Source organism: Enterobacter sp. UPMP2061, from assembly GCF_053709615.1.
This window is the reverse complement of record NZ_JBSKJP010000003.1, coordinates 337,706-360,767: the sequence shown is the minus strand read 5'-3', so window position 1 is coordinate 360,767 and position 23,062 is coordinate 337,706. Positions and strand designations below refer to the sequence as shown.

Genomic DNA, 23,062 nt, shown 5'->3' with positions numbered 1-23,062 from the left:
TTACCTACGGCTCTACTTAAAACCCACAATAAACTTCGTGTTTACATAAAATCGTATTAACAGATACAATACCCCCCTATAGTATCAGGAGGGCGTATGCCGCATTCACCCGAAGATAAAAAACGTATTCTGACCCGCGTCCGCCGCATTCGGGGCCAGGTTGATGCCCTTGAACGCGCCCTGGAATCGGGCGATCCCTGTCTCGCCATTTTGCAGCAAATTGCCGCCGTGCGAGGCGCTGCCAATGGTCTGATGGGGGAAATGGTCGAAATTCACCTCAAAGATGAGCTGGTGACGGGGGAGACCACCCCGGATCAGCGGGCAGTGCGGATGGCGGAAGTCGGCCATTTACTGCGCTCTTATCTAAAATAAACCCACACACCTCACAACAAGGGAAAGACATCATGAAATCTCGCGCAGCTGTCGCGTTCGGCCCAGGCCAGCCGCTGAAAATCGTTGAAATTGATGTTGCTCCGCCGAAGAAAGGCGAAGTGCTGATCAAAATTACCCACACCGGCGTTTGCCATACCGATGCGTTTACCCTGTCCGGTGACGATCCGGAAGGCGTATTCCCGGCGGTGCTCGGCCACGAAGGGGGCGGTGTGGTGGTGGAAGTGGGTGAAGGCGTCACCAGCCTGAAGCCCGGCGACCATGTGATCCCGCTCTACACCGCAGAGTGCGGCGAGTGTAAGTTCTGCAAATCCGGCAAAACTAACCTCTGCCAGGCCGTGCGCGCCACGCAGGGCAAAGGACTTATGCCGGACGGCACTACCCGTTTCTCCTATAACGGCGAGCCCATTTATCACTACATGGGGACCAGCACCTTCAGCGAATACACGGTGTGCGCCGAGATTTCACTGGCGAAAGTGAATCCGCAGGCCCCGCTGGATAAAGTCTGTCTGCTCGGCTGCGGTGTCACCACCGGTATCGGCGCGGTGCATAACACGGCGAAAGTGAAAGAGGGGGACACCGTGGCGGTGTTCGGCCTGGGCGGGATCGGTCTGGCGGTTATCCAGGGCGCGGTACAGGCGAAAGCTGGGCGTATCATTGCTGTGGATACCAACCCGGAGAAATTTAAGCTCGCAGGTGAGATGGGGGCGACCGACTTTATCAACCCGAAAGACTACGACAAACCGGTTCAGGACGTGATCGTTGAGCTGACCGACGGCGGCGTGGACTTTAGCTTCGAATGTATCGGCAACGTCAACGTAATGCGCTCAGCGCTGGAGTGCTGCCACAAAGGTTGGGGCGAGAGCATCATTATCGGTGTGGCCGGCGCGGGTCAGGAGATCAAAACCCGTCCCTTCCAGCTGGTGACAGGGCGCGTATGGCGCGGGTCAGCATTTGGCGGCGTGAAAGGCCGTACTCAGCTGCCGGGCATGGTTGAAGATGCGATGGTCGGTAAAATTCAGCTTGATCCGTTCATTACGCACCGCCTGCCGCTGGAGCAGATCAACGAAGCCTTCGATCTGATGCACGAAGGAAAATCCATTCGCACCGTTATCCATTTCGGCGACAACTGATTATTCTGCCAGCGGTTTTTTCCGCTGGCATTTCTTCCCTGATCTTCTCTAAAGTGTGACCTGTCCGGCGCTTTTAGACGTAATTTAATTCCCTGGCGTGCCGATGACTCTTTTACAGGCGTGTTATTACGCATCTTACCTATAAGAGAGTCGACGGTCATGGACAACACAACATCGATGCAGGCGCAGCATAAGCTGAGTTTCTTGCATCACATCCGGCTGGTTCCGCTGTTTTCCTCCATTCTCGGTGGCATTATTCTCCTGTTTGCATTGAGCTCAGGTCTGGCAGGCTATTTCCTGCTCCAGGCCGATAACGATCAGCAGGATGTCACGGCAGAAATCCAGGTGCGCACCGGTCTGTCAAACAGTTCCAACCATTTACGCACCGCCCGTATCAACATGATCCACGCGGGGGCGGCGAGCCGTATCGCGGAGATGGAGGCGATGAAGCAAAACATCGCCGAGGCCGAAACCCGCCTGAAGCAATCGCAGGATGGATTTGCCGCCTACATGAAGCGCACCGTTCGCACACCGGCGGACGAAGCGCTGGATGGCGATCTGAAAGCCCGCTACGACGCCTACATTGCCGGCATGCAGCCGATGCTTAAATACGCCAAAAACGGCATGTTTGAAGCCATCATCAACCATGAGAACGAAACCGCGCGCCCGCTGGACGATGCCTATAACGCGGTGTTGCTGAAGGCGATAAAAATCCGCACCGAACGCGCCAACGCGCTGACGGCACAGGCTCACACCCGCACCCGGCTGGGGCTGATGTTTATGTTCGGCGCGTTTGGCCTGGCGCTGGCGCTGGCGGTGATCACCTTTGTGGTGCTGCGCCGTACGGTGATAAACCCGCTCCAGCGAGCCGCTACGCGTATCGAAAATATCGCGAAAGGCGATTTGACCATGCCGGACGAACCGACCGGGCGCAGCGAAATTGGCCGCCTGACGCGCGATCTGCAAACGATGCAGCACGCGCTGGTGACAACCGTGGGCACCGTGCGGCAAGGGGCGGAGGAGATCTACCGTGGAACCAGCGAGATCTCCGCGGGTAACACCGATCTCTCTTCCCGTACCGAGCAGCAGGCGGCGGCGATTGAACAGACGGCGGCCAGCATGGAGCAGCTCACCGCGACGGTGAAACAGAACGCCGATAACGCGCATCATGCGAGTAAACTGGCAGAAGATGCCTCCGGTAAGGCCAGCCGCGGGGGGCAGATGGTCTCCGGCGTGGTGAAAACCATGGGTAATATTTCCACCAGCTCGAAGAAGATCTCTGAAATTACCGCCGTGATTAACAGTATCGCGTTCCAGACCAATATTCTGGCGCTCAACGCGGCGGTCGAGGCGGCGCGTGCGGGTGAACAGGGACGCGGCTTTGCGGTCGTGGCGAGTGAAGTCCGCACCCTGGCAAGCCGCAGCGCGAATGCGGCGAAAGAGATTGAAAGCCTGATTAATGAATCGGTGTCGCTTATCGATCAGGGTTCCGGGGAAGTGGTTGCGGCGGGCAATACCATGAATGAGATTGTCGAGGCGGTTAAACGCGTCACCGATATTATGCTGGAGATTGCCGCGGCGTCCGATGAGCAGAGCCGCGGCATTGTTCAGGTGAGCCAGGCGATTTCCGAGATGGACAAGGTGACGCAGCAGAATGCCTCGCTGGTGGAAGAAGCTTCTGCGGCGGCGGCCTCGCTGGAAGAGCAGGGCGCACGTCTGACGGAGGCCGTTGGCGCGTTTCGTCTCAACGGGGCGCGCGCAGGACGGACTACAGCCGCTGCAACCGCAGCGAAACCCGCGCCTTTAACCCCGGCGGCGGCCGTCTCAGGTGATAACTGGGAAACGTTCTGAGTAAGACAGACCCGCCCTTGCGGCGGGTTCTGCGTTTAGGGTCAGAGAGGCATTGATTTACGAATAGCGCTTAACAGCGTTTGGGCGCCTTCAGAGAGCGGGGCATCTACCCGCGTCAGGATCCCAATCGGTTCTCCCGCGCCGGGCGATGTTACCGGCAGCGCCGTAAGCACGCCGCGTCGCAGATCGTCCTTCACCGCGCCAGACGGCACAAACCACACGTAGTCGTAATCCACCGTAAGCTGGCGCGACAGCGACGCCGAGAGCGTTTCAATACACCCGGAAGGCAGCGTGCAGCCCTGCATTTGCAGCAACGCTTCCGCATTCTGACGCGGAACGGTTCCTTTTGGTGAGACCACCACCGGCCACTCCATCACGCGGCTCAGGGTCACGGTGTCCTGCAACAGGGGATGATTCGGACGCACGACCAGCTTCAGCGATTCCAGGAACAGCAGCTCGTAATTCAGGCCGCTCATCAGTTCCGGATCGGACATCCGCCCAATGCCCAGATCCAGCTCGCCTGACTTCAGGCCCGCCAGCAGCATGGTGTTATTCATGGTCGCGACCTGAAGCGTGGCGTGCTTTTGCTGACGGTGGAACTGGCCGATCGCCGCAGGCAGTATTCCCAGCGCCGCCGTTGGCAGCGCGCCCACGCGCACGATGTCGCTGGCCGACTCCTCTTTGCGGTTGAGCGCCTGACCGGCGGTATTGAGGGCATCGAGAACTTTAACGGCATGCGTCAGGAACTGTTCACCCACGAGAGTAAGCTGAGCGCCCAGACGGCCGCGATCGAACAGGCGGGTTCCGGTAAGCTGTTCCAGTTCGTTCAGCGTTTTGGATAGTGCAGGCTGACTGAGGTTAAGGGTTTCAGCCGCTCGCCCCAGCGTTCCCTGTTGAGCGACGGCCACAAAAGTATGCAAATGGCGCAAGCGTATGCGCTGACTGAACAGACCATTTTTTTCCATAGGCGATGTTAAAAACAGAGCGACGCGGGTGACAAGTTAAGATGTTTGAATTTGATAACCTGATAGCAAAATATTTTTAACATTTGATCTATTTGAGTTACAACCGTTTTTCGAAAATGCCCACGCTTTGACCACTGGTCTGCCTGGATCACAATTCGTAAATTCTTCCCAACGAAAGGAACGGGCTTCTCTACACTCCAGGTAGTATTCACTGGAGGCATGACATCATGGCGAACACCATCACGGCTGATGATATTCGGGAACACTTTTCGCAGGCTATGTCGGCGATGTACCAGCAGGAAGTTCCGCAGTACGGCACCTTGCTGGAACTGGTGGCGGACGTTAACCTGGCGGTTCTGGAAAATAACCCACTTTTACATGAACAACTGGCAAACGCAGACGAACTGGCGCGCCTGAATGTTGAACGTCACGGTGCGATCCGCGTTGGCACCGCGCAGGAGCTTTCCACCCTGCGCCGGATCTTCGCCATTATGGGCATGTATCCGGTCAGCTATTACGATCTCTCCCAGGCGGGCGTGCCCGTCCACTCGACGGCGTTTCGTCCGACAGACGATGCGGCGCTCTGCCGTAATCCGTTTCGCATTTTTACCTCGCTGCTGCGCCTGGAGCTGATTGAAAACGTTGCGCTGCGCGAAAGGGCGGCGGAGATCCTCTCCCGGCGCAACATCTTTACGCCGCGCTGCCTGGAACTGATCGACCTGCATGATGCGCAGGGACACTTTACTGAGGCACAGGCGCGCGAATTTGTGCAGGAAGCCCTGGAAACCTTCCGCTGGCATCGCCATGCGACGGTCGATCAGGAAACCTATCTGGCGCTGAGCAACGAACATCGCCTGATTGCCGACGTGGTCTGTTTCCCGGGGTGCCATATCAACCATCTCACGCCGCGCACGCTGGATATCGACCGGGTGCAGGAGCTAATGCCGAATTACGGCATTGAGCCGAAAATTCTGATTGAAGGCCCGCCGCGCCGCGAGGTGCCGATCCTCCTGCGCCAGACCAGCTTTAAGGCGCTGGAGGAGCCGGTGCTTTTCGCGGGAGAACACAAGGGCACCCATACCGCGCGTTTCGGTGAGATTGAGCAGCGCGGCGTGGCCCTTACGCCGAAAGGGCGCGAGCTGTACGACAGTCTGTTAAATCAGGCCGGGACCGGCAAAGACAACCTGACCCACCAGCTTCACCTGCGCGAGATCTTCAGCGCCTTCCCGGACAGCGAAATGTTCCTGCGCCGTCAGCGGCTGGCTTATTTCCGCTACCGTCTGACCCCGACAGGTGAGGCGCATCGCCACGCATTTCGTCCCGGCGACGATCCGCAGCCGCTGATCGAACGGGGCTGGGTTGTGGCACAGCCCATCACCTACGAGGATTTTCTGCCCGTCAGTGCGGCGGGGATCTTCCAGTCGAATCTTGGCAATGAAACGCAGGCGCGCAGCCACGGCAATGCCAGCCGCAATGCCTTCGAAGCCGCGCTCGGCTGTGCGGTGTACGACGAGTTTTCGCTTTACGAGGAGGCGGAAGCGCGCAGCAAACAGCGTTGCGGTTTGCTCTGAAACCGTTACTCTGCAAGGGTGTGATGGAAAAAGAAGGTTGGTATGGAAAATCCCTCCGCCCCTGTGGTTGAAACGCGCCAGGGCGCACTGATTGGTTTTACTGAAGGCGATACTCACGTGTGGTGCGGCATTCCCTATGCGGCACCGCCCGTAGGCCAGTGGCGGTGGCGCTCCCCGCGTCCTCCCGCGCGCTGGGATGGCGTACGTCCGGCGACGGCGTTCTCCGCCTCCAGCTGGCAGAGCAGCGAAAGCTGTCAGGAGCTGGGTGGCGGCGATCCCGGCCAGTTCTCTGAAGACTGCCTGTACCTTAACGTCTGGTCGCCAGTCGCACGCGCCGATCCGCTTCCGGTGATGGTCTGGCTGCACGGCGGAGGATTTACCCTCGGCGCTGGCGGGCTGCCTCCGTATAACGGCAGGGCGCTGGCGAAGCGCGGCACGGTGGTGGTGACGATCAATTACCGTCTCGGACACCTCGGCTTTTTTGCCCATCCGGCGCTGGAGGGGGAAGAAGAGCGCGTGGTGCATAACTTTGCGCTGCTCGATCAGATCCAGGCCCTGGAATGGGTGCGCGATAACATCGCCGCGTTCGGCGGCGATCCTGAGAACATCACCGTATTTGGCGAGTCGGCCGGCGCGCGCAGCGTGCTGTCGCTGATGGCCTCTCCGCTTGCGCGAGGACTGTTCCACAAAGCCATTGTGCAAAGCGGGTACACGCTGCCCGACACCCCACGCGGGCAGGCCATGCATAAAGGCGAAGCGATTGCCGCCCATTTCGGCCTGCACAATGCCACCGCGGAACAGCTTCGCGCGATCCCGCCTGAGGCGTTCTGGCCGCTGACCTCGCCGCTGAATATCGCCCCTGCGCCCATCGTGGGGGATTGCGTTTTGCCTGAGGCCATGCTCGACGTTTTCTTCGCGGCCCGCCAGTATCCTGTACCGGTGATGATTGGGTCAAACAGCGACGAAGCCAGCGTGATGTCGGTGTTCGGGGTCGATCTGGCCGGGCAGATCCAGAAGCTTCGCCGCGAGCGGCGCTTTGGCCTGGGGCTGATTAAGCTGCTTTATCCTGGCGTGAAGGGCGATGAGGAACTTGGCAGGCAGGTATGCCGCGACATGGCCTTCACCACTATGGGATACGTGGTGATGCAGGCGCAGCAGCGGGCGGGCGGCCTGTGCTGGCGATACTGGTTTGATTATGTGGCCGAAGCGGAGCACGCGACGTACATCAACGGCGCCTGGCACGGCAACGAAGTGCCCTACGTGTTCGATACCCTTGGACAGGTGGAACCCTCGCGGCAGTATGTAAATGAACGCGATCTGGCCTTCGCCGCTCAGGTGGCGGACTACTGGGTGAGCTTCGCCCGGGATGCGGGGGCACGCGATAGCCTGACAGGGCCCACGCGCTGGCCCGCCTGCCGGAAAGGGCGAGACGTGCTGTTACGTATCGGTGTGAATAAACATGCAGGTTTTCGGCTTGAAAACCGCTTCATGCGTGCCCGTATGAGCCTCTTTAAACGGGTGATGAAACACCACGTCAGCCTCGACTGAGCAGACAGGCGCGAAACGCATCCAGTCCGTTTTCCGGGCCGGGTGCGTCGCGTAATACCAGCCGGTAGCTCGCCCCCGTCTTTATGCTTGTGTCAAAAGGCCGCATCAGCCGTCCGGCGCGCACGTCCTCCTCCACCAGCGTTTCATCCGCGATGGCGATGCCCAGCCCCTGAATGGCGGCGGTAATGGCCAGATCCATGGTTTCGAAGTGTTGATTTTTGAGCATAGCTGGCGGCGGACCCGGCTGTTTCGCCAGCCACAGCGTCCAGTCCGTTTTGTCCCGCGTGGGGTGAAGGAAGGTGAGAGTTTCCAGCGCAGAACCGGCCCGTACCGGGCTCATCACCGGGGTTAAGGCCTCTTCGAACAGCAGATCGCCGGCGCTCATGTGTGTCCCAAACACAATCGCCGCGTCACAGGATTCGGTTTTGAAATTGACGTTATGATCGGTGGTGGTGGTCAGCGCAATCTGGAGTTCCGGCTGTTCGCGCTCCACCTGTAGCAGCCGCGGCACCAGCCAGCGCATCGCGCAGGTAGGCGCTTTCAGACGAATAACGGTCTGGTGCGTTCGTGCCTGTTCAGCAACGTTCAGCAGGTGCTCAAACGCAGATTGCAGCTCCGGCAGCAGGGCGCTTCCCTGAGAGGAGAGACGCAGGCCGCGCGCATGGCGCTCGAACAGCGGGAAGCCGAACCAGCTTTCCAGCGAAGCGATTTTGCGGCTTACCGCCCCCTGCGTCAGACAAAGCTCCCTGGCGGCATGGGTTAGATTCAGGTGACGCGCGGTCACGATAAATGTCTCTACGGCATTGAGCGGAAATGATCGACGCGACATATCTCACCTTAGCTATGCGTTTTTGTCATGGCTATTATGACAACAATTCGATTGTCCCGGCAATGAAGTTGTTGTTTGAATAGTTATGCATTCACCACGAGAAGGGACAGAGGATGACTTTGAAAACGCCGGTGCAGACACGATCCAAATTGCCCGATGTGGGAACCACCATTTTTACCGTTATCGGCCAGCTTTCAGCCCGGCATAACGCCATCAACCTTTCTCAGGGTGCGCCGAATTTTTCCTGCGACCCAAAACTTATCACCGGCGTGACCCGCGCCATGGAGGCAGGGCATAACCAGTACGCCTCCATGACCGGGCTGCAACCGCTCAGGGAGCGCATTGCGGACAAAATTGCCACGCTCTATGGCACACGCTATGACCCGGCGAGTGAGGTGCTGGTGACCGCCAGCGCCAGCGAAGGGCTTTACTCAGCCATCAGCGGGCTGGTTCATCCTGGGGATGAGGTGATCTATTTCGAGCCCTCCTTTGACAGCTATGCGCCGATTGTGCGTCTGCAAGGGGCGACGCCGATCGCCATTAAACTGACGGTACCGGATTTTGCCGTGAACTGGGATGAAGTACGGGCGGCTATTACCCCGCGCACGCGGATGATCATCGTCAATACGCCGCACAACCCGAGCGGGCAGGTGTTTTCAGCCGCCGATCTGCACCAGCTGGCAGCGCTGACGCGCCACACCGACATCATCATTTTGTCTGACGAAGTGTACGAGCACGTCGTTTTTGATGGCGAACCGCACCACGGAATGGCGACGCACCCGCAGCTGGCGGAGCGCAGCGTGATTATTTCTTCTTTCGGAAAAACCTATCACGTCACCGGCTGGCGCGTGGGTTATTGTGTGGCACCCGCGGAGCTGATGGATGAGATATGTAAAGTCCATCAATTTTTAATGTTCTCGGCCGATACGCCGATGCAGTACGCGTTTGCCGAACACATGACCGATCCGCAAACCTGGCTGTCGCTGGCGGCGTTTTATCAGCGCAAGCGCGATCTGCTGCAAAGTTTGCTCGCCGACTCACCGTTCAGGCTGCTACCAAGTGCCGGTTCGTTCTTCCTGCTGGCGGATTACAGCGGCTTTAGCGACGAGCGCGACAGCGAGATGGTGAAAAGGCTGATTGTCGAGTACGGGGTTGCCACCATTCCGCTGTCGGCGTTTTATGCCGATGGCACGGACAATAAGTTAATCCGTCTCTCTTTTGCGAAAGATGAGGCGACGTTACGGGCAGGTGCCCAGGCCCTTTGTCGGGTTACACCACGTTAAGGAATTTGAGATGAAATTACGCGCGTTAGTTGTCGGCATGGGACTGTTGTGTTCATTCTCGTCGTTTGCCGCTACCGAGTTGCGATACGGGCTGGAAGCGGAATATCCGCCGTTTGAAAGCCGCAATGCGTCAGGGGAGCTGGAAGGGTTTGACGTAGAGCTGGGAAATGCCATCTGTAAAGCCGCCGCGCTGAAGTGCAGCTGGGTTGAAACCTCGTTTGATGCGTTGATCCCCGGTCTGGTGGCGAAAAAGTTCGACGCCATAAACTCGGCGATGAACATCACCGAACAGCGTCGCAAAAGCATTGATTTCACCCAGCCCATCTATCGCATTCCCTCCCAGCTGGTGGGCAAAGCCGGTTCTGCGGTAGAGGCTACCCCCGAAGGGCTGAAGGGCAAAACCATCGGCGTTCTTCAGGGTTCAATTCAGGAAACTTACGCCAAAGAGCACTGGGAAAAGCACGGTGTCACCGTGGTGTCTTATAAAGATCAGAATATGGCCTGGGGAGATCTGCTGAATGGCCGCATCGATGCCTCGCTGGTCATGTCAGCGGCCGGGCAGGCAGGTTTCCTCAGTAAGCCGCAGGGTAAAGGGTTTGGCTTTATCGGCAAACCGGTGTCGGACGACACCATCCTCGGCAGTGGGATCGGCTTTGGGCTGCGTAAGGGGGATGAGGCCACCAAAAAGCAGCTTGATGCCGCAATTGATAAAGTACGTGCCGATGGCACGATCGCTAAACTGGCTGATAAGTACTTCCCGGGTATCGATGTCAGCGTAAAATAACCGCCTCGTTGGTCCCGGCTGTTGATGTCCAGCCGGGACTCTTTTATACATAACTTTACCCCTTTTTCAGGCCGTTCTGGTCGACAGAAAATATTTCTCGGTTTGTTCAGATAATCACCCGCCAACAATTGGATTCTTAACCGTTTTTGTTTAGGCTGTGCGTTCTTTCTTGCCGTCATTTCGCTGCGCGCGAAACTCATTCACACGACCATAAGGACGTTTTCTCAGGCATGAATCGCAGACGTTTTCTCAAAGGTTCCCTGGCAATGGCTGCCCTGAGCGGCACTTCTGGCCTTGCTTCTCTGTTTTCCCAGGCGGCGTATGCTGCTGACTCCGACATTGCCGACGGTCAGAGCCGTCGCTTTGACTTCTCTGTTCTGCAATCCATGGCGCACGATCTGGCGAAAACCGCGTGGCGCGGTGCGCCGCGTCCGCTGCCGGAAACGCTGGCCACCATGACGCCGCAGGCGTACAACGCCATCCGTTACGATGAGAAGCAGTCGTTGTGGAATAACATTGAAGGCCGTCAGCTGGACGCCCAGTTCTTCCATATGGGGATGGGGTTCCGCCGCCGCGTGCGCATGTTCTCGCTGGATCAAACCACCTCTCAGGCGCGTGAGATCCACTTCCGGCCTGAGCTGTTCAGCTACGGCGATACGGGCGTGGATACCCGCCAGCTTGAAGGGCAGAGCGACCTCGGCTTCGCCGGATTCCGCGTCTTTAAAGCGCCGGAGCTGGCGCGACGCGATATCGTTTCGTTCCTGGGCGCGAGCTACTTCCGCGCGGTGGATGATACCTACCAGTACGGCCTCTCTGCGCGTGGTCTGGCGGTGGATACCTTTACCGACACCCCGGAAGAGTTCCCGGATTTCACCTCCTTCTGGTTTGAAACCGTGAAGCCGGGTGATACCACCTTTACCGTCTATGCGCTGCTGGACAGCCCGAGCATTACCGGTGCCTATAAGTTTGTGATCCACTGTGAGAAGAGCCAGGTGATCATGGACGTCGAAAACCATCTCTATGCGCGCAAAGACATCAAGCAGCTCGGCATCTCGCCAATGACCAGCATGTTTAGCTGCGGCAACAACGAACGCCGCATGTGCGACACCATTCATCCGCAGATCCACGATTCAGACCGCCTGGCGATGTGGCGCGGTAACGGGGAGTGGATCTGCCGGCCGCTGAACAACCCGCAAAAGCTGCAATTTAACGCCTACCTGGATAAAAACCCGAAGGGCTTTGGTTTGTTGCAGCTTGACCGTGACTTCTCCCATTACCAGGACGTCATGGGCTGGTATAACAAGCGACCAAGCCTGTGGGTCGAGCCGCGCAACAACTGGGGGAAAGGTTCCATTGCCCTGATGGAGATCCCGACAACCGGCGAGACGCTCGATAACGTGGTCTGCTTCTGGCAGCCAGAGAAACCGGTGCAGGCGGGTGATGAGCTGGACTTCAAATACCGTCTCTACTGGAGCGCGCAGCCGCCGGTGCGTTCCCCGCTGGCAAACGTCTACGCCACCCGTACCGGTATGGGAGGCTTCCCGGAGGGCTGGGCGCCGGGTGAAAATTACCCGAAAGTGTGGGCCCGTCGCTTTGCCATTGATTTCGTCGGGGGCGATCTGAAGGCCGCCGCACCGAAGGGCATTGAGCCGGTGATCACCCTGTCCAGCGGTGAAGCGAAGCAGGTGGAGATCCTCTACGTCGAGCCGTTCGACGGATATCGCATTCTGTTTGACTGGTATCCAACCTCTGACTCCACCGAGCCGGTGGATATGCGCCTGTTCCTGCGCTGTCAGGGCGATGCCATCAGCGAGACCTGGCTGTATCAGTACTTCCCGCCCGCGCCGGACAAACGTAACTACGTTGACGACCGGATCATGCGCTAGTCCTTATGGGTTTGTGCCGGGTGGCGACCCGGCCTGCTCTGGACGCATTTGTAGGCCGGGTAAGCGTTAGCGCCACCCGGCAATTAAGAGGCACCATGTCTTCAGAAATCATCCCCGTTAACCAGGAAATCGAGCTTCGCGCCGTCGAAGAGCGCTATACCACCGATCTGCATAACCTCGTAATCAAAAACAAAACCTGGCTGCAAACCGCCTTTGACTGGGCGCAGCATGTCGGCAGCGAAGAGGACACGCGCCGCAACGTGCAGAGCAACCAGATGTTGCACCAGCGCGGTTACGCCAAAATGTTCCTGATTTTTATGAATGACGAGCTGATAGGCGTGCTCTCCTTCAACGCGATCGAGCCTGCGAATAAGGCCGGGTATATCGGCTACTGGCTTGACGAAGCGCATCAGGGGCAGGGTATTCTTTCTCAGGCGCTCCAGGCGTTTATGCGCTATTACGTTGAGCGCGGCGAGATCCGCCGTTTTGTGATCAAGTGTCGCGTGGATAACCAGAGCAGTAACCGGGTGGCGCAGCGCAACGGTTTCACGCTGGAAGGTTGTTTGCGGGAAGCGGAAATGCTCAACGGTCGCTACGATGACGTGAACCTGTACGCCAGAATCTTCCCGCTATAGCGCCCCCAGCAGCGGCGTCCGGGTGATCCGCGTGTCGCCGTTGATCACTTTGGCTCCCCGGACGTGAATGCTTTCACCCTCCAGCGCCTCGATAACCGCATCGTCCGTTATTTCCACCTGATGCTCAATCAGGACATCGCCGCTGATACGCGCCCGCCCCTGAATGACCACTTTGTCATCAATCAGGATCGGCCCGCCGCGTAACCACGCCTCGCCGCCTATTAATACGTGGTGTTTAATGACGCAGTTGCCTTCGACGAGGGCGTTTTCCGCGACCTGTGAACTGTACCGCACGGTCGGGATGGCATCATCCTCCAGACCGGCCAGCAGACGGGCGTTGCCGTACACTTTGGCGCAGTCGCACACCCAGACGTTATTCAGCGCGTTGCCCTCAAGAATGGCGCGAGCGAACACCTCGGCGCGGTGCTCAACAAAGGCCCAGGTCACCATGGCATCGCCGTAGATTTGTGCCTGATGCACAATACGCGACTGGCTGACCGTGGCTCGGTCATAGATTTGCAGGATCTGCTCACGGTCGGGTGTCAGCCCTTTGGCTGCAATCACCAGGCTGTTATGCAGCACCCGCGCGTCACCCGCGATACGGCATTCCCCGCGTACGGTGGAGTGCTGAATGGTGACGTTGTCACTTATTACCGCCCCGTGACTCACCTCTGCCGCGTCAAGCCAGCCGTTGCCGCCAACGTGTGCGCGGTGGCTTACGATGCAGGGTTGGGTGAGGCGGGCGTTACCGGATATCCTGGCCCCGGCAAACACCACGCTGTTTTCATCGTAAACCCAGCAATCCCCATCCTGGGCGAGCGCGTGTTCATCCTCAACCCAACCGCCTTTAGTCCCGCTGGTCACATCGTTAAAATCCTTCACGGCAATAATTTGTCTGAGAGGCGTTGTGCACGGCGTTGATCCGTCCTGCCAGCGCCAGAGACGCGTTTCATTGCTAAGCCGATATTTTGTCATCGTGTTATCCCTGAAAAGCCTTTCAATAAACGTAGCAAAGTTTAGGTTTTTCGAAGTGCTGGCGTCCGCTCAGGAAACCCCTTAAAATGGCATTTAAAATACATTTTAAACTTTAATAAAAATGCATAACCAAAACCAACGTGTTCTTAACTTGCCCGCCGGGTATTTCGGTATGGTCCTCGGGACCATAGGCATGGGGTTCGCCTGGCGTTACGCCGGCACCATCTGGCCGGTGACGCGCTGGCCGGGCGAGATCCTGGTGGCGCTGGCGGTGGGGATCTGGTTCCTTCTGAGCGTGGCGTTTCTTACCCGTGCGGTACGGTTTCCACATAGCGTGCTGGCCGAGATGCGGCATCCGGTAATGAGCAGTTTTGTCAGCCTGTTTCCTGCCACAACGCTGCTGGTGGCCATCGGCTTTGTGCCGTGGTATCGCCCGCTGGCGCTGGGGTTGTTTAGCGTGGGCGTGGTGATCCAGCTTGCGTATGCCGCCTGGCAAAGCGCCGGGCTGTGGCGCGGCAAGCATCCGGAAGAAGCCACGACGCCGGGACTGTATCTGCCGACGGTAGCGAATAATTTTATCAGCGCGATGGCCTGCGGTGCGCTAGGCTTCCACGACGCGGGGCTGGTGTTCCTTGGTGCCGGGGTCTTTTCCTGGCTGAGCCTGGAGCCGGTCATTTTGCAACGCCTGCGCAGCGCGGGCGAACTGCCCGCTGCCCTTCGTACCTCGCTCGGGATCCAGCTTGCGCCTGCCCTGGTGGCCTGTAGCGCCTGGTTTAGCGTCAACGGCGGCGAAGCGGACACCTTCGCCAAAATGCTTTTCGGCTATGGCCTGTTGCAACTCCTGTTTATGCTGCGTCTGATGCCGTGGTATCTGTCGCAGCCGTTCAACGCGTCGTTCTGGAGCTTCTCGTTCGGGGTGTCGGCGCTGGCGACCACCGGTTTACATCTGGGGCAGAGCAGTCCGTCAGGGTTCTTTCATGCCCTCGCGGTTCCCCTGTTTATTTTCACCAACGTCATCATCGCGATGCTGCTGGTCCGTACTTTTATCTTGCTGATGCAGGGCAAACTTCTGGTGCGCGCTGATAAGGCACTGCTTATGCAATCTGAGGAAAAATAATGACTGTCGATGAAAACTACTTTACTGAGAAATATGGGCTGACCCGCACGCACTCAGAGGTGCTGCTCAGCGCGGACATTGTTAAGCCCGGTAAAACGCTCGATCTGGGTTGCGGAAATGGCCGCAACAGCCTCTACCTCGCTGCCAACGGCTATGACGTGACGGCGTGGGATAAAAACCCGATGAGCATCGATAACATTGAGCGCATTAAGGCGGCGGAAGGGATCGCGAATCTGGAAACGGCGATTAAGGATCTGAACAACCTGACCTTTGACGGCGAATACGACTTTATTCTTTCCACCGTCGTGTTGATGTTCCTCGAAGCGAATACCATCCCTGGTCTTATCGCCAATATGCAGCGTTGCACCAGACCAGGCGGCTATAACCTGATCGTTGCTGCCATGGATACGGAGGATTATCCGTGCACAGTCGGCTTCCCGTTTGCCTTCAAAACCGGTGAACTGAGCAACTACTACGAAGGCTGGGAGCTGATCAAGTACAACGAAGAGGTGGGGGAACTCCACCGTACCGATGCCAACGGGAACCGTATCAAGCTACGCTTCGCCACCCTGCTCGCACGCAAGCCCGCTTAACGCGCGGCCAGCAGACAGAGTTGCAGGGCAGTGCGACAGGAGGCCTCGAACGACGACAGCGGTAAAAACTCAAACTTCGAGTGGAAGTTATGGGCGCCGGTGAAGAAGTTCGGGGTGAGCAGGCCTTTGGCTGACAGGGCCGCCCCGTCCGTGCCACCGCGCATGGGGATCGGTTTTGGGGTGATGCCGAGCGACTCCATCGCCTCGAACATCAGGTCGATCGCGCGGCGGTCTTCGCCAATCGCATTGCTGATATTGCTGTAGGTATCCTCAATGCGGTATTCCACGTTTGCCGTGGGATGCTGCGCGGCTATTTGCGCCGCCACATCGGCAATGTGCTGCTTGCGGGCGGCGAAACCATCTTTGTCAAAATCACGAATATTGGCTTTCAGTATCGCTTCGTTCTGCCCGGCCTGGATGCCGTTAAACCAGATATAACCTTCGCGCCCCTCGGTGCATTCCGGGGTTTGCCGGCGATCGAAATGGCTGATGAAATCCGTTGCCATCAGCAGCGGATTGACCAGTACCCCTTTGGCGGACATCGGGTGAGCCGTGACGCCGGTAAAGCGAATTTCAGCCGCCGCCGCGTTAAAGTTCTCGTAAACAATCTCCCCCAGCTCGCAGCAGTCGATGGTCCAGGCAAAATCGACGTCGAAGCGCTTTAAATCCAGCGCTTTCGCGCCGCACAGGCCAATCTCTTCATCGGGTACAAACGCCACCACAATATCGCCATGCTTATGTTCAGCGGTGAGGTTTTCCAGCACCGTCATGACCACGGTGACGGCCGCTTTATTATCTGCGCCTAATACGCTGGTTCCGTCGCTGAAAATAATCTCCTCATCAGGATAAGCCAGAATTTCCGGGTGCTCTTTTACGCGCAACCAAATATCTTTCTCTTTATTCAGGCAGATATCATCCCCCGTAAACGTTAATATTTGTGGATGAATATCCGGGGATAAACCGACGTCGACGGTGTCGATATGGGTAATAAAACCAATCCGCGGCGCGCCGGGAATATTGCCTTTTTTCACGGCGGTAACGGTGGCGAACTCATCTATCACAATATCGTCTAACCCCAGCGTTTCCAGCTCCTTCGCCAGCTCCCGCGCCATGTCGTGCTGGCCCGGGGTGGAGGGCAGGGTTTTGACTTTCGGGTCGCTCTGGCTGGTGATGGCGAGATAGCGGAAAAAGCGTTGGGTTAATTGTCTGGAGAGTTCTGAGCCCATAGTGTTTCCTTCTGTATTTATTTTTCATGTGTTTGCGCCATCACTTTAATGTTATTTATGAAATGGCAAAAGAAGTAATTAGCCGTCGAATTAAAAAGACAGGAATAAATGATGAAAAGCACATTCACAATGATAACGCTGGCGCTTGCTGCGCTGACGGTCAGTTCCACCGTCGCGGCAAAAACGCTGGTGTATTGCTCCGAAGGATCGCCGGAAAATTTCAATCCTCAGCTCTATACGTCGGGGACCAGCGTGGACGCCAGCGCCGTACCGGTTTATAACCGTCTGGTCGATTTCAAACCGGGCACTACCGAACTGGTGCCGAGCCTGGCGGAAAGCTGGGAGGTAAGCGACGATGGCAAGGTCTACACATTCCACCTGCGCAAAGGGGTGAAATTCCACAGTAATAAGCTGTTCACGCCGACGCGCGACTTCAACGCGGACGACGTGATTTTCTCGTTTATGCGCCAGAAAGATGTGAATCATCCCTACCATAACGTCTCCAACGGCAGTTATTCCAACTTCGAAAGTCTGGAGTTCGGCAGCCTGATTACCGCCATTGATAAAGTTGACGATCGCACCGTGCGCTTCACCCTGGCGCATCCGGAAGCGCCGTTTGTCGCTGATCTGGCGTGGTACTTTGCCTCCATTCTGTCGGCGGAGTATGCCGATGCCATGCTGAAAGCGGGCACGCCAGAAAAGGTCGATATGCAGCCGATTGGCACCGGGCCGTTTAAGCTGGCGCAATATCAGAAGGATTCCCGCATCCTCTTCACCGCTTTCCCTGACTACTGGCAGGGAAAATCGAAGCTGGATCGTCTGGTGTTCACCATCACGCCGGACGCCTCGGTGCGTTTTGCCAAAGTCGAGAAGAATGAGTGCCAGGTGATGCCGTTCCCGAACCCGGCGGACCTGCCGCGTATGAAGGCTAACAAAGACATCAACCTGATGAGCAAGGCCGGTCTGAATACCGGTTTCCTGGCGTTTAACACGCAAAAGCCGCCGCTGGATAACGTAAAAGTGCGCCAGGCGCTGGCGATGGCGATTAACAAACCCGCCATCATTGAGGCGGTCTTCCACGGCACCGGCACGGCGGCGAAAAACCTGCTGCCGCCTGGCGTCTGGAGTGCCGACAGCGAGCTGAAAGACTACGATTACGATCCAGAAAAAGCGAAAGCGCTGCTAAAGGAGGCGGGATTTGCCAACGGCGTAAGCATCGATCTGTGGGCCATGCCCGTGCAGCGGCCGTATAACCCGAACGCAAAGCGTATGGCGGAGATGATCCAGGCGGACTGGGCGAAAGTGGGCGTGCAGACCAAAATCGTGACCTACGAATGGGGCGAATACCTGAAGCGTGTGAAGGGCGGGGAACATCAGGCCGCGCTGATGGGCTGGACAACGGCGACAGGCGATCCGGATAACTTCTTCGGCCCGCTGTTTACCTGTACGTCCGCCAACGGCGGGTCGAACTCAGCGAAATGGTGCTATAAGCCGTTTGATAACCTGATTGCCGAAGCTAAATCGATAACCGATCGCGATAAACGCGTGGCGCTGTACAAGCAGGCGCAGCAGATGATGCACGATCAAATGCCGGCGGTAATGATTGCCCACTCGACGATTTTTGAGCCAGTCCGTAAAGAGGTCACGGGCTATGAAATCGATCCCTTCGGCAAACACCTGTTCTGGCAAGTGGACCTGAAGGAGTAATATTTCACTGCCCGGTTTCGGTCGGGCAGTTTTTTCGCTATTTGTGCTGTCTTCGTCATTTTTTGCCACAACACATCGCCCGGTTTTTTGTTATAACTTCAAGTGCATACTTGCAGATAACATGGAATACCATCATGCGTACTCACACTTTTTTTAAAGTTGCAGTGCTTTCTGGTCTTTTGGCCCTTTCAGGCTGTGCGTCCAAAGTCGCAGCCCCCGATCAATATTCAGGCTTTTTAAAAGATTACTCAGGCTTGCAGGAGATGAAATCTGCAACAGGGAAGCCAACCCTGCGCTGGGTTGATCCTTCTTATAATGAGGCGAATTATGACAGCATTATCTGGACGCCGATAACCTATTATCCGACGCCAAAACCGACCACTCAGCTTGGGCAAAAAACGCTTGATGAGCTGTTGAATTATACCAATACCAAACTGAAAACCGCGATTGGCCAGCGTAAGCCGATTGTGACGACGCCGGGCAAACATAGCCTGATCTTCCGCGGCGCCATTACCGGTGTGAGCTCAGACAAAGAAGGTTTGCAGTTCTATGAAGTGGTGCCTGTGGCGCTGCTGGTGGCGGGTACGCAGATGGCAACGGGCCATCGCACCATGGATACGCATCTGTTCTTCGAAGGTGAGTTAATCGATGCGGCCACGAACAAACCAGTGATTAAGGTTGTTCGTAAGGGTGAAGGGAAAGAGCTGGCGAACGAGAATACGCCGATGGGCTTCGGCACCCTGAAGCAGGTTGTGGACGACATGGCGACGGATGCCACCATGTTTGATGTTCATCAGACAGCAAATTAATAAAAAACGGCCTGCTTTCGCAGGCCGTTTTTTTATGCCGTCCGGAGGCGGCGGAACCAGGTTTCCGGCTTCGTAAACATCACCATATTTCCCCCCAGAATCAACAGTAGGCCGACGATCCCGTTGAGGTGCCACACGTAACCCTCGTACACCGTTGAAATCGACAGCGCCACCAGCGGGAACAGCAGGGTGCTGTACGCGGCTTTACCAGGACCAATGCGGCCTACCAGCGTAAAGTAGGCGCCGAAGGCAATCACCGAGCCAAACAGCGCAAGATAGAGCAGCGCCCCCATATAGCTCACCGTCCATTCCGGCATAAAGCTGTCGCCCCTGAAGAGCGCGATAAAGCCCATCACGACGGTGCCGTACAGCATCGCCCAGGCGTTGGTGGTCATGGTTTCCAGCCCGTTTCGTTGATGACGCATGCTGATCATATTCCCCAGCGAGAAGCCGTAGGTGCCGAGGGCGGAAAGCCCGATGCCCGTAAGCAACGACGCGCTCCAGCCGCTGGCGAGCAGATCGTCCCAGAACAGGGTAATGATCCCGATAAGCCCCAGCGCTGCCGCCGTCCAGAAGCGGGCGGGTGGACGCTGGCCGAAGAAGATAAAGCTGTTGATGGCGTTATACAGCACGGCCATCGAGAAAATCACCGACTCAAGGCCGGTATTGATATGGGCGGCGGCGGTGTAAAAGCACCAGAAGTTGAAACAGAAAACGCAGCAGCCCTGAAGCATGCAGTAGAGATGATCCCGCAGCGCCAGCCTGCGCAGGCGGCGAAGGGCGACCAGGACGATCATCATCGTGGCGCTGGCCACGGCGAAGCGCCAGAAAATGGAGACCGGCGCTGCAACCGGCCCCTGTTGCAAAAAAATAGCGATCCAGGTCGTGCCCCAGATCACAACGACCAGCCCATAGAGTAATGCGTTCATGGTTTCTCTCTTCTCATACCGCGAAAAACAACAGTGTGGCGAAAGAAGGGGGGCCCGGCTTTCATCATCTTGCGCCGGACTTGCAAATTCTTGCGCTTTTTTCTCGCGCGATGGCTGGTAACAGGCTGCAACACTTCTTAGACTGACAGTCTGATTAATCACCTGTTTACGGCCATGTCTCTCGTTTACGACACCTTTGAAACGTTACGCCAACAAAATGCAGTGCTGCGGGAAACCGTCGCGCTCAATACTGGCATTCAACTGGCGGCGTGGTACAACAAACACGACACGATCACCGTGAAAAGCAACCATCACACCCTTAGCCTGTACGTGGCGGATGGTTATGAAAGCTATCAAAAAACGCCGGGTGGCTGGAAAAATGGCGGCGGGCCGGACCGTTTTTGTCTGATGCCGGAAGAGAGCGAATCCACGTGGGATATTCGTGACGACCTGTCGTTTGTGCACCTCTACTGCACCGATGAACACCTGCGGGACGTGGGGGAGAAAATCTGGGATAAACGACCGCTATCGCTGACGCTGGAGGAAAAAATCTTCGGCAGCGATCCGAAAATCACCGCCCTTTATCGCCAGTTTTTGCTCGGCTGCGACTGGCAGCAAAACGCCAATCAGCTCACCCTGAGCACCGCGTCGACCTTATTGCTGACGCATTTGGTCCAGCACTATTCCAGCGTACAGTGGAAGCTGCCGGTAGTGACCGGCGGGTTATCACCGTTTGTACTGCGCAACGTGCTGGCCTTTATCGAGGAAAACCTGGCGCAACCCTTAACCCTGGCGGAACTGGCGGGCCAGGCCGCACTCAGTGAGTATCACTTTGCGCGGATGTTCCGCCAGTCGATGGGGCTGGCGCCGCATCAGTATGTCATGCAGCGCCGCATGGAGAAGGCCAAAGCGCTGGTGCAGCACACGACCACGCCGCTCACCGACATCGCGCTGGCCTGCGGATTTAACTCCGCCAGCCATTTCAGTAACCGTTTTCGCAGTATGACCGGCATCACGCCGTCACAGCTACGCGCGGCGAAGGCGTGAGAAGACGGCGTAACAGATCCCACCCAGCACCAGCCCCCAGAAGGCGGAGCCAATTCCCAGGAGCGTGACGCCGCTGGCGGTCATCAGGAAGGTAACGATCGCCGCGTCGCGCTCTGCTTCATGGTTCAGTGCCTGATACAAGCTGCCGCTGATAGTGCCGAGCAGGGCCAGCCCGGCCAGCGTCTGGATGCCGCTCAGCGGCAGGGCGGCCATCAGCCCGGAAATCGACCCGCCGAACACCCCCGCCAGCAGATAAAACCCGCCTGCCGCCGCCGCGGCCAGCCAGCGTTTACTGGCATCCGGATGGGCGTCCGGGCTCTGGCAGATGGCGGCAGTGATGGCGGCGATGCATATAGAATAAACGCCGAAGGGGGATAACAGCAGCGCCAGCCCGCCGGTGGCAACGATCAGCGGTGAGACCGCCAGCGGATAGCCCGATGCCTGCATGGTGGCGAAGCCGGGCGCATTCTGCGACGCCATGGTCACCAGGAAGAAGGGTAAGCCGATACTGATCAGGCTGGTGATGGTGAACGCAGGGGCAATGAATTCCGGCATGATGACCGATAACGTCATCCTGTCCGTGACAACGTCACCTCCGGCCGAGGCCACGAACACGCCCACCAGCAGCGTGGCGACAATGGCGTACCGGGGCGCGACGGCTTTGGCCACCAGCCAGGCGGCCAGCATACTGCCGCAAAGAAAAATATGTCCCTCAAGATTGCTGAATGCCTTCAGGCCAAACTGTAACAGCACGCCCGCCAGCATAGCGGCGGCAAGCGAGTGCGGGATTAGTTTCATCAACCGGGCAAACAGGCCGGTGACGCCGCACAGCAGAATCAGCGCATTCGCGAATATAAATACCCCGATGGTTTCCGCCAGCGTCACGCCTTGCAGGCTGGTGGCGAGCAGCGCCGCGCCGGGAGTCGACCAGGCGGTCAGCACGGGGGCTTTATACCACCACGACAATGCCAGCGTGCTGATCCCCATCCCGAGCCCCAGCGCGGTCATCCATCCGGCAATTTGCTGTGTACTGGCGCCAGCCGCAGCAGCCGCCTGCCAGATAATGGCGGCAGAGCTGGCATAGCCCACCAGAACGGCAACAAAACCGGCCAGCACGGCAGGAAAGAGAGAGGCAGTCGATCGCATGGATACTCCGTTGTGCGTTATAACGTCCAGGATAAGGTATCACTGTGCGCTATAGCGTACAAGTGGTATGCTTTGCCGCAACGGGAGGAACTATGGATATCACTCAACACCTGGCAACCACACTGAAAGCGCTGCGTCAGGCGCGGGGCTGGAGCCTGTCGAAACTGGCGGAAGAGACGGGCGTGTCGAAAGCGATGCTTGGGCAAATCGAACGCAATGAGTCCAGCCCGACGGTCTCTACTTTGTGGAAAATCGCCACCGGGCTGAACGTACCTTTTTCGGCGTTTATCACTCCAGAAAGCGAACCGCAGGCGGTGTTCGATCCGCAGCAGCAGGCGATGGTGGTGAAACCGCTTTTCCCCTGGGATGAACAGCTTAAGTTCGACCATTTCTCCATCACCCTGTCGCCCGGCGCGCTGAGTGAGTCCACGCCGCACGAAGCCGGGGTGATCGAGCACGTGGTGGTGATAAGCGGTGAGCTGGACATGCAGATTGACGGTGTCTGGCGCACGCTATACGCTGATTCCGGCGTGCGTTTTGCCGGCGATAAACCGCACGCGTACCGCAACAGCAGCGCCCGGACGGTGCATTTTCACTCTCTGATCCATTATCCCCGCTAAAGCGTCGCAAAACGGTTT

General features: G+C 57.5%; 21 protein-coding genes. 15 read left to right on the top strand and 6 right to left on the bottom strand.

What is annotated here, in order from left to right; all coding sequences use genetic code 11:
- Positions 1-96: 96 nt before the first annotated feature.
- The 3 genes from ACWKXX_RS10475 to ACWKXX_RS10465 all read left to right on the top strand — a co-directional run bounded on the left by ACWKXX_RS10475 (position 97) and on the right by ACWKXX_RS10465 (position 3,374).
- The gene (locus tag ACWKXX_RS10475; protein ID WP_003857256.1) at positions 97-372 is read left to right on the top strand and encodes a metal/formaldehyde-sensitive transcriptional repressor; all 276 of its coding nucleotides are present in this window, start codon (positions 97-99) and stop codon (positions 370-372) included.
- Positions 373-404: 32 nt separating this feature from the next.
- Entirely contained in the window at positions 405-1,523 is a 1,119-nt protein-coding gene (locus tag ACWKXX_RS10470) for an S-(hydroxymethyl)glutathione dehydrogenase/class III alcohol dehydrogenase (protein WP_017693450.1), read from the top strand.
- Positions 1,524-1,682: 159 nt separating this feature from the next.
- A complete protein-coding gene (locus ACWKXX_RS10465) occupies positions 1,683-3,374 on the top strand; it encodes a methyl-accepting chemotaxis protein (protein ID WP_064489385.1) in 1,692 nt (563 codons plus the stop codon).
- Between the two features lie 41 nt (positions 3,375-3,415).
- On the opposite strand, the gene ACWKXX_RS10460 is transcribed toward ACWKXX_RS10465, so the two are convergent.
- Positions 3,416-4,339 carry a LysR substrate-binding domain-containing protein gene (locus tag ACWKXX_RS10460; RefSeq protein WP_015570563.1) on the bottom strand — a complete coding sequence of 308 codons (924 nt, stop codon included), beginning with the start codon at positions 4,337-4,339 and terminating at the stop codon, positions 3,416-3,418.
- A 227-nt stretch (positions 4,340-4,566) separates the two neighbouring features.
- Between ACWKXX_RS10460 and hglS the strand changes: the two genes are divergently transcribed.
- Positions 4,567-5,910, top strand: coding sequence for a 2-oxoadipate dioxygenase/decarboxylase HglS (gene hglS, locus ACWKXX_RS10455; protein ID WP_045334836.1), 1,344 nt, complete (start codon positions 4,567-4,569; stop codon positions 5,908-5,910).
- Between the two features lie 42 nt (positions 5,911-5,952).
- Positions 5,953-7,458, top strand: a complete 1,506-nt coding sequence (locus ACWKXX_RS10450) for a carboxylesterase/lipase family protein (RefSeq protein WP_017693448.1) — start codon at positions 5,953-5,955, stop codon at positions 7,456-7,458.
- Here ACWKXX_RS10450 and ACWKXX_RS10445 read toward each other — a convergent pair.
- Complete coding sequence (locus ACWKXX_RS10445) at positions 7,445-8,287, bottom strand: LysR family transcriptional regulator (RefSeq protein ID WP_015570561.1); 843 nt, start codon at positions 8,285-8,287, stop codon at positions 7,445-7,447. The genes ACWKXX_RS10450 and ACWKXX_RS10445 overlap by 14 nt on opposite strands.
- Positions 8,288-8,400: 113 nt before the next feature.
- On the opposite strand from ACWKXX_RS10445, the gene ACWKXX_RS10440 reads away from it, so the two are divergent.
- The 4 genes from ACWKXX_RS10440 to rimL all read left to right on the top strand — a co-directional run bounded on the left by ACWKXX_RS10440 (position 8,401) and on the right by rimL (position 12,875).
- Positions 8,401-9,570, top strand: coding sequence for a pyridoxal phosphate-dependent aminotransferase (locus ACWKXX_RS10440; protein WP_017384002.1), 1,170 nt, complete (start codon positions 8,401-8,403; stop codon positions 9,568-9,570).
- 10 nt (positions 9,571-9,580) lie between these two features.
- On the top strand, positions 9,581-10,354 hold the full coding sequence (locus tag ACWKXX_RS10435; protein ID WP_003857237.1) for an ABC transporter substrate-binding protein: 774 nt from the start codon (positions 9,581-9,583) through the stop codon (positions 10,352-10,354).
- Positions 10,355-10,584: 230 nt separating this feature from the next.
- Positions 10,585-12,240 carry a glucan biosynthesis protein D gene (locus tag ACWKXX_RS10430; RefSeq protein WP_111962064.1) on the top strand — a complete coding sequence of 552 codons (1,656 nt, stop codon included), beginning with the start codon at positions 10,585-10,587 and terminating at the stop codon, positions 12,238-12,240.
- A 95-nt stretch (positions 12,241-12,335) separates the two neighbouring features.
- On the top strand, positions 12,336-12,875 hold the full coding sequence (gene rimL / locus ACWKXX_RS10425; RefSeq protein WP_017384000.1) for a 50S ribosomal protein L7/L12-serine acetyltransferase: 540 nt from the start codon (positions 12,336-12,338) through the stop codon (positions 12,873-12,875).
- Here the strand turns inward: rimL and ydcK are convergent.
- Positions 12,870-13,850, bottom strand: a complete 981-nt coding sequence (gene ydcK, locus ACWKXX_RS10420) for a YdcK family protein (protein WP_261666252.1) — start codon at positions 13,848-13,850, stop codon at positions 12,870-12,872. The two genes, rimL and ydcK, sit on opposite strands and share 6 nt — an antisense overlap.
- 115 nt (positions 13,851-13,965) lie before the next feature.
- Here ydcK and tehA point away from each other — a divergent pair, with 115 nt between their 5' ends.
- Both tehA and tehB read left to right on the top strand, forming a co-directional pair.
- Positions 13,966-14,967, top strand: coding sequence for a dicarboxylate transporter/tellurite-resistance protein TehA (gene tehA / locus ACWKXX_RS10415; protein ID WP_261666473.1), 1,002 nt, complete (start codon positions 13,966-13,968; stop codon positions 14,965-14,967).
- The gene (gene tehB / locus ACWKXX_RS10410; protein WP_040117630.1) at positions 14,967-15,560 is read left to right on the top strand and encodes a tellurite resistance methyltransferase TehB; all 594 of its coding nucleotides are present in this window, start codon (positions 14,967-14,969) and stop codon (positions 15,558-15,560) included. The genes tehA and tehB overlap by 1 nt, the downstream gene beginning before the upstream one ends.
- Here tehB and pepT read toward each other — a convergent pair.
- A complete protein-coding gene (pepT, locus tag ACWKXX_RS10405) occupies positions 15,557-16,786 on the bottom strand; it encodes a peptidase T (RefSeq protein ID WP_261666251.1) in 1,230 nt (409 codons plus the stop codon). The two genes, tehB and pepT, sit on opposite strands and share 4 nt — an antisense overlap.
- A gap of 111 nt (positions 16,787-16,897) precedes the next feature.
- On the opposite strand from pepT, the gene ACWKXX_RS10400 reads away from it, so the two are divergent.
- The gene (locus ACWKXX_RS10400) at positions 16,898-18,493 is read left to right on the top strand and encodes an ABC transporter substrate-binding protein (protein ID WP_454540821.1); all 1,596 of its coding nucleotides are present in this window, start codon (positions 16,898-16,900) and stop codon (positions 18,491-18,493) included.
- A 134-nt stretch (positions 18,494-18,627) separates the two neighbouring features.
- Positions 18,628-19,302: a DUF3313 domain-containing protein gene (locus tag ACWKXX_RS10395; protein WP_003857221.1), complete on the top strand. Its 675-nt coding sequence runs from the start codon at positions 18,628-18,630 to the stop codon at positions 19,300-19,302.
- Positions 19,303-19,334: 32 nt separating this feature from the next.
- On the opposite strand, the gene ACWKXX_RS10390 is transcribed toward ACWKXX_RS10395, so the two are convergent.
- Positions 19,335-20,231 carry a DMT family transporter gene (locus tag ACWKXX_RS10390; protein WP_261666250.1) on the bottom strand — a complete coding sequence of 299 codons (897 nt, stop codon included), beginning with the start codon at positions 20,229-20,231 and terminating at the stop codon, positions 19,335-19,337.
- A 174-nt stretch (positions 20,232-20,405) separates the two neighbouring features.
- On the opposite strand from ACWKXX_RS10390, the gene ACWKXX_RS10385 reads away from it, so the two are divergent.
- Entirely contained in the window at positions 20,406-21,278 is an 873-nt protein-coding gene (locus ACWKXX_RS10385; RefSeq protein WP_006810606.1) for a helix-turn-helix domain-containing protein, read from the top strand.
- Here the strand turns inward: ACWKXX_RS10385 and ACWKXX_RS10380 are convergent.
- Complete coding sequence (locus tag ACWKXX_RS10380) at positions 21,258-22,445, bottom strand: benzoate/H(+) symporter BenE family transporter (RefSeq protein ID WP_333077198.1); 1,188 nt, start codon at positions 22,443-22,445, stop codon at positions 21,258-21,260. The two genes, ACWKXX_RS10385 and ACWKXX_RS10380, sit on opposite strands and share 21 nt — an antisense overlap.
- A gap of 71 nt (positions 22,446-22,516) precedes the next feature.
- Here ACWKXX_RS10380 and ACWKXX_RS10375 point away from each other — a divergent pair, with 71 nt between their 5' ends.
- On the top strand, positions 22,517-23,044 hold the full coding sequence (locus ACWKXX_RS10375) for a helix-turn-helix domain-containing protein (protein WP_015570550.1): 528 nt from the start codon (positions 22,517-22,519) through the stop codon (positions 23,042-23,044).
- The last annotated feature ends 18 nt before the right edge of the window (positions 23,045-23,062 follow it).

Bases quoted from the DNA above. Each gene is read 5' to 3' on its own strand.
- ACWKXX_RS10445 (WP_015570561.1), bottom strand. From the start codon at position 8,287: ATGTCGCGTCGATCATTTCCGCTCAATGCCGTAGAGACATTTATCGTG.
- ydcK (WP_261666252.1), bottom strand. From the start codon at position 13,850: ATGACAAAATATCGGCTTAGCAATGAAACGCGTCTCTGGCGCTGGCAG.
- ACWKXX_RS10400 (WP_454540821.1), top strand. From the start codon at position 16,898: ATGAAAAGCACATTCACAATGATAACGCTGGCGCTTGCTGCGCTGACG.
- hglS (WP_045334836.1), top strand. From the start codon at position 4,567: ATGGCGAACACCATCACGGCTGATGATATTCGGGAACACTTTTCGCAG.
- ACWKXX_RS10440 (WP_017384002.1), top strand. From the start codon at position 8,401: ATGACTTTGAAAACGCCGGTGCAGACACGATCCAAATTGCCCGATGTG.
- ACWKXX_RS10465 (WP_064489385.1), top strand. From the start codon at position 1,683: ATGGACAACACAACATCGATGCAGGCGCAGCATAAGCTGAGTTTCTTG.
- ACWKXX_RS10475 (WP_003857256.1), top strand. From the start codon at position 97: ATGCCGCATTCACCCGAAGATAAAAAACGTATTCTGACCCGCGTCCGC.
- tehB (WP_040117630.1), top strand. From the start codon at position 14,967: ATGACTGTCGATGAAAACTACTTTACTGAGAAATATGGGCTGACCCGC.
- ACWKXX_RS10450 (WP_017693448.1), top strand. From the start codon at position 5,953: ATGGAAAATCCCTCCGCCCCTGTGGTTGAAACGCGCCAGGGCGCACTG.
- ACWKXX_RS10395 (WP_003857221.1), top strand. From the start codon at position 18,628: ATGCGTACTCACACTTTTTTTAAAGTTGCAGTGCTTTCTGGTCTTTTG.
- ACWKXX_RS10385 (WP_006810606.1), top strand. From the start codon at position 20,406: ATGTCTCTCGTTTACGACACCTTTGAAACGTTACGCCAACAAAATGCA.
- pepT (WP_261666251.1), bottom strand. From the start codon at position 16,786: ATGGGCTCAGAACTCTCCAGACAATTAACCCAACGCTTTTTCCGCTAT.
- ACWKXX_RS10435 (WP_003857237.1), top strand. From the start codon at position 9,581: ATGAAATTACGCGCGTTAGTTGTCGGCATGGGACTGTTGTGTTCATTC.
- ACWKXX_RS10375 (WP_015570550.1), top strand. From the start codon at position 22,517: ATGGATATCACTCAACACCTGGCAACCACACTGAAAGCGCTGCGTCAG.
- ACWKXX_RS10390 (WP_261666250.1), bottom strand. From the start codon at position 20,231: ATGAACGCATTACTCTATGGGCTGGTCGTTGTGATCTGGGGCACGACC.
- ACWKXX_RS10460 (WP_015570563.1), bottom strand. From the start codon at position 4,339: ATGGAAAAAAATGGTCTGTTCAGTCAGCGCATACGCTTGCGCCATTTG.
- ACWKXX_RS10470 (WP_017693450.1), top strand. From the start codon at position 405: ATGAAATCTCGCGCAGCTGTCGCGTTCGGCCCAGGCCAGCCGCTGAAA.
- ACWKXX_RS10430 (WP_111962064.1), top strand. From the start codon at position 10,585: ATGAATCGCAGACGTTTTCTCAAAGGTTCCCTGGCAATGGCTGCCCTG.
- rimL (WP_017384000.1), top strand. From the start codon at position 12,336: ATGTCTTCAGAAATCATCCCCGTTAACCAGGAAATCGAGCTTCGCGCC.